The following is a 1,344-nucleotide window of genomic DNA, read 5'->3' as shown; positions in this document are numbered from 1 at the left end:
CGCCTCAATCGCGGGCCTATTTCAGGCCTTGCCCTTCGCTTCCGTCGCCCGCTCTGCTGTTTTTGCTTGGACGCAAGTGGAGCCGGGTTTTGAAAAACTGCCCCGGTCTTAAAACGCTCCTGCCTGTCTCCAGACGCCACAGATTATTTGAAAAGCCACAGCGGTAGAGGTAATCTAAAAGAGATATTTTGCATAATTTAGATAATGTGCGGACAAGGGGATAAGACATGAGAAAAAAAGTTGTAGAAATAGCGCCGTGTGTATATCAGGTGGGAGGCGGAAGACTGTCTGATGCCGAGGATTGTCTGGTTTATCTGGTGGAAGCACCCGGTTCATCCTGCTTGATTGATACCGGAGCAGGGGGCAGCGTAGCTCAGATCATGGATAATATGGCGTACAGCGGGTTAAACCTTGATTACATCAAAACGATTATTGTGACCCACGGGCATATCGACCATATCGGCGGGCTTGAGGCTTTCAAGGATATCCTGGGAGCGAAAGTCATTGCCCATCGCCTGGAACTGCCGGCTATAGAAGAAGGCCGGCCCGAGCTTACCGCTGCCGCCTGGTATGGGGTGAAGTATCGGGGAGTCAAGGTGGACCGGGTTATTTGCGGCGACGAAACCGTGATGATTGGGGATTTGGCCCTGCATTGCGTCCATACCCCGGGACACACCCCGGGAAGTATCGCGGTCTATGTGGATATCGATAAACAGCGCATTCTGTTCGGCCAGGATATACATGGCCCTTTTACCAAAGAGTGGGGTTCTGACAAGGTGCAGTGGAAGAAATCCATGGAAAAGCTCCTGGCTTTAAATGCGGATATTCTCTGCGAGGGGCATTTTGGCATTTATTCGCCTGCCGGCGCGGTTAGCGAATATATTCAGGGTTATTTGCACCGCTTCAGCCGCTAGATAAACTGGCCGGGCTGGATTTGTAGCATATAAATAATCGGAATTGGAATTTACCGCATCGATACGGTCTAAGGCCGCCATGCGCTGCCGTAAAGCGCGGGGCGGGGCGGAATTATGCCGTTCAGGGCCTTGCTGCTCCAGTTATCGCCACGGTTCATACCAGTAATAATCGACAGTTTTGATGCCGAATTCCCCAGCGCTGCGATCGCTGTAATAATTGCCGCGTCCCAGGAAGACATCAATCCAATAAGGGGTGGCGCCATAGCGCCCGTAATATATATCCCCGGTATCGAAGACTTTGAAGGCTGACATTTCACGGCCCTGTACAGTGATGGGTTCCTCCAGATATATCATGGTTCCATAGGGGATAATGGGTTTGCGCGGATCTACACCCGGATAAATAGGGTGAACAGCAACCCCGCCGATATAA

2 protein-coding genes are annotated in these 1,344 nt (G+C 51.6%); one reads left to right on the top strand and one right to left on the bottom strand.

The window, feature by feature from the left end:
- Window positions 1-227 precede the first annotated feature (227 nt).
- Window positions 228-914: an MBL fold metallo-hydrolase gene (locus B3W37_RS11575; protein WP_481039591.1), complete on the top strand. Its 687-nt coding sequence runs from the start codon at window positions 228-230 to the stop codon at window positions 912-914.
- Window positions 915-1,055: 141 nt separating this feature from the next.
- Here B3W37_RS11575 and B3W37_RS11570 read toward each other — a convergent pair.
- The coding region (locus B3W37_RS11570; protein WP_483175866.1) for a hypothetical protein at window positions 1,056-1,344 on the bottom strand (289 nt) is incomplete at its 5' end.

The sequence above is a fragment of the Syntrophomonas sp. UBA5494 genome (assembly GCF_002426325.1).
The sequence above is the reverse complement of the archived record's forward strand: the minus strand, read 5'-3'. Positions and strand labels throughout refer to the sequence as shown.

What these genes read in the sequence shown, in the direction of transcription:
- B3W37_RS11575 (WP_481039591.1), top strand. Translation starts at nt 228, where the DNA reads ATGAGAAAAAAAGTTGTAGAAATAGCGCCGTGTGTATATCAGGTGGGA.